General features: G+C 66.2%; 8 protein-coding genes. 3 read left to right on the top strand and 5 right to left on the bottom strand.

The genetic code is table 11. The features are described from left to right. The 5 genes from FJ471_RS35630 to FJ471_RS33705 form a co-directional block, all read right to left on the bottom strand. Positions 1-226, bottom strand: a 226-nt coding sequence (locus FJ471_RS35630) for an ATP-binding cassette domain-containing protein (RefSeq protein ID WP_140810674.1), incomplete at its 3' end; no start/stop codon positions are given. 3 nt (positions 227-229) lie between these two features. Continuing rightward, the gene (locus tag FJ471_RS33720; protein WP_140810668.1) at positions 230-1,207 is read right to left on the bottom strand and encodes an ABC transporter permease; all 978 of its coding nucleotides are present in this window, start codon (positions 1,205-1,207) and stop codon (positions 230-232) included. A gap of 79 nt (positions 1,208-1,286) precedes the next feature. After that, a complete protein-coding gene (locus tag FJ471_RS33715; RefSeq protein WP_040980481.1) occupies positions 1,287-2,264 on the bottom strand; it encodes a sugar ABC transporter substrate-binding protein in 978 nt (325 codons plus the stop codon). 23 nt (positions 2,265-2,287) lie between these two features. Beyond that, entirely contained in the window at positions 2,288-3,490 is a 1,203-nt protein-coding gene (locus tag FJ471_RS33710; RefSeq protein WP_140810660.1) for a mandelate racemase/muconate lactonizing enzyme family protein, read from the bottom strand. Continuing rightward, positions 3,490-4,209, bottom strand: a complete 720-nt coding sequence (locus FJ471_RS33705) for a FadR/GntR family transcriptional regulator (RefSeq protein ID WP_140810652.1) — start codon at positions 4,207-4,209, stop codon at positions 3,490-3,492. The genes FJ471_RS33710 and FJ471_RS33705 overlap by 1 nt, the downstream gene beginning before the upstream one ends. A gap of 105 nt (positions 4,210-4,314) precedes the next feature. On the opposite strand from FJ471_RS33705, the gene FJ471_RS33700 reads away from it, so the two are divergent. The 3 genes from FJ471_RS33700 to FJ471_RS33690 all read left to right on the top strand — a co-directional run bounded on the left by FJ471_RS33700 (position 4,315) and on the right by FJ471_RS33690 (position 7,129). Beyond that, positions 4,315-5,214: an SMP-30/gluconolactonase/LRE family protein gene (locus FJ471_RS33700; RefSeq protein WP_140810644.1), complete on the top strand. Its 900-nt coding sequence runs from the start codon at positions 4,315-4,317 to the stop codon at positions 5,212-5,214. A gap of 133 nt (positions 5,215-5,347) precedes the next feature. Beyond that, on the top strand, positions 5,348-6,586 hold the full coding sequence (locus FJ471_RS33695) for a patatin-like phospholipase family protein (RefSeq protein ID WP_140810635.1): 1,239 nt from the start codon (positions 5,348-5,350) through the stop codon (positions 6,584-6,586). Positions 6,587-6,688: 102 nt separating this feature from the next. Then, a complete protein-coding gene (locus FJ471_RS33690) occupies positions 6,689-7,129 on the top strand; it encodes a GFA family protein (RefSeq protein ID WP_140810627.1) in 441 nt (146 codons plus the stop codon). Positions 7,130-7,254: the final 125 nt, after the last annotated feature.

Below are 7,254 nucleotides of genomic sequence, written 5' to 3'. Positions count from 1 at the left end.
CGCGCGGCGTGGCGATGCTGACCGCCCTGCCCTCGACCTTGATCTCTCCCTGGTCGGCGCGGTGGACACCGGACAGGATGTTGATCAGCGTGGACTTGCCGGCGCCGTTGTCGCCGACAAGGCCGAGCGCCTCGCCGCGCCGGAAGTCGAGCGAGACGCCCTTCAGCGCGTGCACGCCAGAATACCATTTGTGCAGGTCGCGCACCGAGATGATCGCTTCGCCCACGGCTCAGCCCTCCATCTTGATGGCCTTGGCGCGCTTGCGCATCCAGGCATTGGCGACGACGGCGAAGATGGTGAGGAAGCCGATGGCGAACTTGAACCAGTTGGCGTCGACGTGGCTCAGCACGAGCCCGTTGTCGATGACGCGGATCAGCGTCGTGCCGATGATGCCGCCCATCACCGTGCCGATGCCGCCGGTGAGCGAGGCGCCGCCGATGACCGCGGCGGCAACCGCCTGCAGTTCCATTCCCTCGCCGATCGAGGGCAGCGGCGAGCCCAGCCGCAGCACCTGCAGCATGCCGGCGAAGCCGGAAAGCACCGAGCACAGCATGAAGCAGACGATCTTGACCCTGGCGGTCGGGATGCCCATCGAGGCGGCGGCCGGCAGGAAGCCGCCGGTGGCCTTGATCCAGTTGCCGAAATTGGTGCGCGACAGCATCAGCGAGGTCAGCACGGCAACCGCCACGAACCACAGGAAGGACATGCGGAACATGTTGCCCGGCCCGACGAAGGAGGTGAACAGCCAGTTGGGCAGGTCGGCGGGTAAGAGCGGCGGGAAACCGCCCGAGACCACGACGGTGAGCGAGCGCGCCATGAACAGCATGCCGAGCGTGGTGATGAAGCTCGGTATGGCAAAGCGGATGGTGGTGTAGCCGTTGACGAAGCCGATCGCTGCCGCGACCAGCAGTCCGGCGAGCAGCGCCAGCGGGAACGGCCAGCCATGCACCATCAGCACCGCCATCGACATCGGCATCAGCGCAAAGACCGACCCGACCGAGAGGTCGAACTCGCCACTGATCATCAGGATGGTGACGCCGATGGCGACGAGGCCGGCCTCCGGCAGGATGCCGAGGATGCCGCGCAGATTGTCGGCGTTCAAGAACACGCCGTGCGAGCGCACCTGGAACAGGATGATGAGCAGCACCAGAAGGATCAGCCCGGCCAGCTCCGGTTTTTCGAGATAGGTCTTGAACAGGCGCTTCAACGAAAGGCTCCGGGGTTCGGGATTCGGACGCATCGGCGACGGCAGGCGCCGCCGATGCAGGTCTCGCTATCTGGGGAGCTTACCTCAGTCCCTGGGCGGACAGCGCCATGATGCTGTCGGCTTCCTTCGGCCGCACGATGCCCTGGCCGGTGTCGATGTCCGAAGGAGCAAGGCCGATCTTCTTGTTCAGATAGGCCTCCATCACCGGCATGAAGCCCTGCATGTAGGGCTGCTGGTCGACCAGCGCCTGGACATAGCCCTTCTGCATCTGCTGCAGCACCTCGGGCACCAGGTCGAAGCCGCCGAGCAGCACCTTGCCGGGGGCCACGCCGCGATCGGCCAGCACACGCGCCACGCCGGCGCACCAGAAGCCGGTGTCGAAATAGGCCGTGGTGTCGGGATGGGCGTTCAGATAGGCGCCGACGCGGTCGGAGGTGATGGCGAGATCGGTGCCGCTGTCGATGCGCTCCCAAGACACGTCGCGGTCTTTGTGCGCGGCCTTGTACTCCTCGAGGAACTGCATGATGCCGGCGCCGCGGCTTTCCGACCAGTTCTGGCCGGGAGCCGAAATGCCGACCAGCACCTTGATCGGGCCGTCCTTCGGGAAGCTCTCGGAAATCGCCTTGGCGAGCGAATAGCCGGCCGGCTTGAAACCCTGGCCGACGAAGGCCTGGCGCGCATTGCCCTTGGCGCCCTCGGTGTCGTCGACATTGACGGCGATCACCAGCACGCCCGCGTCGCGTGCCTCCTTGATGACGTCGTCCAGGGCGTGGTCGTCGACGATGGAGGTCAAGAGCGCGTCGGGCTTGGCGGCAAGCGCGGCGCGCATGTTCGCTACCTGCTGCTCGACCGAGCCCTCGGTCTGGGTGAAGACCATGTTGCAGTTCGCTTCGACCTTGGCGCAGGCATCGTCGAAGCCTTTCTTCACCGCCTGCCAGAACGTGTTCGAGGCCGACGAATGATGGGTGAAGACGATGTTGAGCCCGTCGGCGCGGGCTACGGACTGGCCGCCGATCAGGGCGACGCCGAGCAATAGCATTGCGGTGAGTTTCTTCATGTCTGTTCCTCCCTTTGGATTTTTCAGATGCTTGTCCCGTCGCTGACGCGACGATGGACGGTGTAGGCGCGGCCGAGGTCCGGACTGAGCGCCAGCCCCAGGCCCGGCCCGGGCGGCACGGTGATCATGCCGTCCTTCACTTCCGGCAGCGCGGTGACCAGATCGCGGTACCACGTGCGGTAGAAGGCGCGCACGCTTTCCTGGACCAGCGCGTTGGGCGCGTTGAGCGAAAGATGCGTCGAGGCGGCGAGCACCACCGGACCGGTGCAGTCATGCGGCGCCACCGGCAGCCGCCAGGCCTCCGCCATCGAGGCGATCTTGCGCGCTTCCGACAGGCCGCCGCACCAGGAGATGTCGAGCATGACGATGCCGGCCGCTCCCGTCTCCAACAAGTCTCGAAAAGCCCAGCGGCTGCCCAGCGTCTCCGAGGCCGAGATCGGCGCCGGGCTCGCGGCGGCGTAGCGCCTGAGGTCGCCGAGGCTGTCCATGCGGATCGGATCCTCGTGCCAGTAGGTGGCGTAGGGTTTCAGCGCCTGCGCGATCCTGATGGCCGGCAGGAGCTGCCACATGGAGTGGAACTCGACCATGATGTCCATCTTGTCGCCGACGGCTTTGCGAATCTTTTCAAACGGTTCGAGCGCGGCCTTCAAGTCTGCGGCCGAAATGTCGTTGCCGCGCGTCTTTTCCGCGGCGTGGTCGAACGGCCAGATCTTCATGGCGGTGATGCCATCCTCCAGCAGTTCCCCGGCCAAGTCGCCGGCGCGGGTGAGGAAGGCGTTGAGGTCGTCATAGTCGCGCCCGGCGCCGATGCCGTAATTGGCGGTCGTCTGGCCCTTGGCGTCCTTGATGTATTCGGTGCCGGCGCAGGTGTTGTAGGTGCGGATCGAACGGCGGCTGAAGCCGCCGAGCAGTTGCGCGACCGGCTGGCCGGTGGCCTTGCCGAAAATGTCCCACAGCGCGATGTCGAAGGCCGAGTTGCCGCGCACCTCGGCGCCGCTGGAGCGGAAGCCGAGATAGCCGACGAGGTCGGCGGCCAGGAGATCGATCTGCAGCGGGTCGCGACCGATCACCCGCGGCGCGACATATTCGTGCAGATATTCCTCGACGGTGCGCGACAGGAAAAAGGTCTCGCCGAGCCCGGTGATGCCCTCATCGGTATGGACTTCGACCCAGAGCAGGTTCGGCCGCTCCTCGATGCGGACGGTCTCGATGGCGCGAATCTTCATCAGGCAATCCCCGCGTCGAGCAGCGCCTTGACGCTCTTGTCGAAATGCTCGGCCATGTGCTCGGCCGCCAGCCGGGGATCGCCCTTGAGGATGGCGTCGGCGATGTCCTCATGGCCCTTGATCATCTTGAGCTGAGCCTCGTCGGACGAGCGGGTGCGCCAGCCGATCACCCAGGTGCGGCGGGTGACGCCGCTGAAGGCGGTGACGATCAGCGAAAAGACGGGATTGTGCGAGGCCGCCGCGATCGCCTCGTGGAAGGCGATGTCATGCTCCATGACGGCCTCGGGGTTCCTGAAACTCTCGCGCATCTGCCGGGCCGACCGGGCAATCGCCGCAGCCTCCTGGTCGGTGCGGCGCAGCGCGGCAAGCGCAACGGTGCGCATCTCTATGGTGCGCCTGACGTCGTAGACCTGCTGGACGCTGATCTGCTGGGTGGTGATGCCGTGCTCGATCACCATCGACATCGCGCCGGTATCGAGCTTGGCGACAGTGGCGCGGCGCCCGGCGCTCATGTCGATCAGGCGCATCGCCGACAGCGAGCGGAACGCCTCGCGAACGACGGTGCGGGAGACGTTGAGCTGGCGCGTCATGGCGGCTTCGCTTGGCAGCGGATCGCCCGGCGCCAGCCCTTCCGAACGGATGTGCTGGGTGATCGCCTGGATCGCCGTGCTGACCAGGCCAGGACTCGGCTCGTCCGGAGGGTCCGTCTGTTCTTGCATCCCGCTTCCCTGAAAACCTGTATGACAGGTTGTTATTCAATTGCTCATATTTCACCCAAAAGATATATGTCAAGCTGATTTCTGAAACCTGCCTGGAGAAGCCTCATGCACGACACGGAAGCCGGCCTGATCTTCGGCGCGCGCGACGTGGTCGGCGAGAGCCTGGTGTGGGATGACCGCCGTGGCAGGCTGGTCTGGGTCGACATCATCGGCCGCCGGATCCATCGGCTGGACCCGTCGACCGGAGCGCATGAGAACTGGCCGACGGGCGACCTCGTCACCTCGGTCGGCCTGCGCGCCGATGGCGGCGCCGTCGTCGGGTTGCGCAAGGACATCGCGCTGTGGGATTTCGGCGGGTCGTTCCGGACGCTCGCGACGATCGAGGCCGACTGGCCAGGCACAAGGCTGAATGAGGGCGTGGTGGCGCCGGACGGCTCGTTCTGGGTCGGCACGATGGCCAACAATATCGGGTCGGACGACGCTCCCTTGGCCATAGCAAGCGACGAGGGCCGGCTCTACCGGGTCGACTCCAACGGCAAGGCGGCGTCGCTCAGCGAGGACCGCTTCGGCATCACCAACACGATGGCGTGGCTGCCGGACGGCCGCTTCGTCACCGCCGACACGATGAAGAACGCGCTCTACAGCTATGAGTGGGACAAGAAGGCAGGCCGGCTCGGCGAACGCCAATCCTTCTTCACCGGTTTCGAGCGCGGCCTGCCGGACGGCTCCTGTCTCGACGCCGAGGGTTATGTCTGGAACTGCCGGGTGGTTGGCGGGAGCTGCCTCGCCCGCATCGCGCCCGACGGCAGGCTGGACCGGATCGTCGAACTGCCCTGCAGCTGGCCGATGAGCTGCGCCTTCGGCGGTGCAGATCTCGACACGCTGTTCGTGACCTCCGCGCGCTTCACGATGAGCGCGGAGCATCTTGCCGCCAATCCCTCCGAGGGCGGCCTGTTCGCGTTCAAGCCTGGCGTACGCGGCGTGCCGGCCAACCGCTTCGGATAATCTCCCATCAGCCGGCACGCCGGCCGATTTCCAATCTGTGAAGTTACGCGTTCCCCCACTTGCAAGAATGCGGGCGCTGGGCTGGATTGACCAAAGCCAAGCTCGAGGACGCCGGAGGCAGAGGGGGGCCGCGATGGAGCCGATTGCGGCCGGATCAGCACCGGACGCGGATGGCGGCAAGGCCGAGCGCTACGATCTCGGCCTCTGCCTGTCGGGCGGCGGCTATCGCGCCATGCTGTTTCATGCGGGCGCGCTCTGCCGCCTCAACGAGGCGGGACTGCTCCAGAAACTCGACATGGTGAGTTCGGTCTCGGGCGGCTCGATCGCCGCCGGGCTGCTGGCGGTGCTTTGGCCGCGCTTCAAATTCGTCAACGGCGCAGCCAGCAATTTCGATATCTATCTCGACAGGATACTGGACTTCTCGCAGGTCTTCCTCGACGCGCCGTCGATCTTCAAGGGCCTGTTCAACCCGTTTTCCAGCCCCGCGCGCGAGGTCGCCGCCTGCTACGACAAACATCTGTTCGCCGGTTCGAGACCGATGCTGAAGGGCCTGCCGGAAAAACCCTGGTTCGTGTTCTGCTCCAGCAATCTCGGCACCGGCTCGCTGTTTCGCCTGTCGCGGCGCTATATCGCCGACTACCGCATCGGCGTCGCTTACCAGGCCGACCTGCCGGTGGCTCTCGCGGTTGCCGCCTCCTCGGCCTTCCCGCCCTTCCTGTCGCCGCTGCGGCTCGACCTCACGCCCTTCGCGTGGAAGAACGACAAGCTCGACCCGAGCGTCGGCGCGCCGGTGCAGCCTTCCCGCGCCGTGCTGACCGATGGCGGCGTCTACGACAATCACGGCATCGAACCGGCGCTGAAGCGCTGCCGCTGGCTGCTGGTGAGCGACGCCGGCGCGCCCTGGCAGGCTTCGAACGCCGGCTACTGGAACTGGTTCTCGCAGTTGAAGCGCGTCGCCGACACCACCGACAACCAGGTGCGCTCGTTGCGGCGCCGGGACCTGGTGGCGCGCTTCCAGGCAGCCAAGGACGCCGACGATCGCGGCCTGCCCAATGACGCGACGCGCCCCGACTATGCGGCGGCGCGCGGCGTCTTCTGGTCGATCGCCAGCAAGCCGGACGCGACCGAACCGAATTTCGTGCAGACCGCCGCCACCGCGCCAGCCGATATCGGGACGTCGCTGCATTTCCTGGGCAGCGAAGAGACGGTCGACCTGGTGAACTGGGGCTACTGCGCCGCCGACCAGGCGCTGCGCGGCTGGTACGAGCCGGCGGTGGCCCCGGGCAAGGGCGTGCCGCTGAAGCCGGGCGACGTGAAACCTGGACGTTGCGCGCGGGCTTCGAAAGCGGTGATGAGCGTGTTCAAGGTTTGAGAGCCTTTCCTCGCCACACCAAGGCAAGCCCACCTCCCGAAAATATCGATTGCCGGGCGCCGCGAGGCGCGCGAAGCATTCATGTCAACCATGAGACAGCCCATGCGAACCGCATCCTGTGCCTGCGGGCAACTGAAGATCTCCTGTGACGGCGAGCCGCGACTGGTCGCGCTTTGCCACTGCCTCGACTGCCAGAGGCGGACCGGCAGCACGTACGGCATTGCCGCCTTCTTTGCGCGCGTGGCGGTCAGGGCCGAAGGCGCTGCCAGCACCTACAGGCGATTGACCGACGGCGGCCATGCGGTCACCTTCCATTTCTGCCCGGAGTGCGGCTCCAGCGTCTTCTGGGAGCCGGAGCGCAAGCCGGACGCGATCGCGGTTGCAGTCGGATGCTTTGCCGATCCGGACTTTCCCGCGCCGACGCGGATCGCTTGGGAGGAGAGACAGCATGCGTGGGTAGGCAGGGAGGCGTCGGCGGAGCCGCCAATCTCCCCCCTCGTGGGGGAGATGTCCGGCAGGACCGAGGGGGGCGCGAAGGAATGAGGCATTGCCCCAGCTTGGGTCTCGCCAAATCGAGGGCACAGCACTTCGATAGGTACTGATATGTCAGCGGGACAGCGCGCCGTCGGTAAGGCGCTTCAGGTCTTCGTTCGACTGGTTGGAGCCGG

It is taken from the genome of Mesorhizobium sp. B2-7-1, assembly GCF_006440735.1.
Lineage (GTDB): Bacteria > Pseudomonadota > Alphaproteobacteria > Rhizobiales > Rhizobiaceae > Mesorhizobium.
The sequence above is the reverse complement of the archived record's forward strand: the minus strand, read 5'-3'. Positions and strand labels throughout refer to the sequence as shown.

Coding starts and splice junctions, on each gene's coding strand:
- FJ471_RS33715 (WP_040980481.1), bottom strand. CDS start 2,264: ATGAAGAAACTCACCGCAATGCTATTGCTCGGCGTCGCCCTGATCGGC.
- FJ471_RS33710 (WP_140810660.1), bottom strand. CDS start 3,490: ATGAAGATTCGCGCCATCGAGACCGTCCGCATCGAGGAGCGGCCGAAC.
- FJ471_RS33705 (WP_140810652.1), bottom strand. CDS start 4,209: ATGCAAGAACAGACGGACCCTCCGGACGAGCCGAGTCCTGGCCTGGTC.
- FJ471_RS33700 (WP_140810644.1), top strand. CDS start 4,315: ATGCACGACACGGAAGCCGGCCTGATCTTCGGCGCGCGCGACGTGGTC.
- FJ471_RS33695 (WP_140810635.1), top strand. CDS start 5,348: ATGGAGCCGATTGCGGCCGGATCAGCACCGGACGCGGATGGCGGCAAG.
- FJ471_RS33690 (WP_140810627.1), top strand. CDS start 6,689: ATGCGAACCGCATCCTGTGCCTGCGGGCAACTGAAGATCTCCTGTGAC.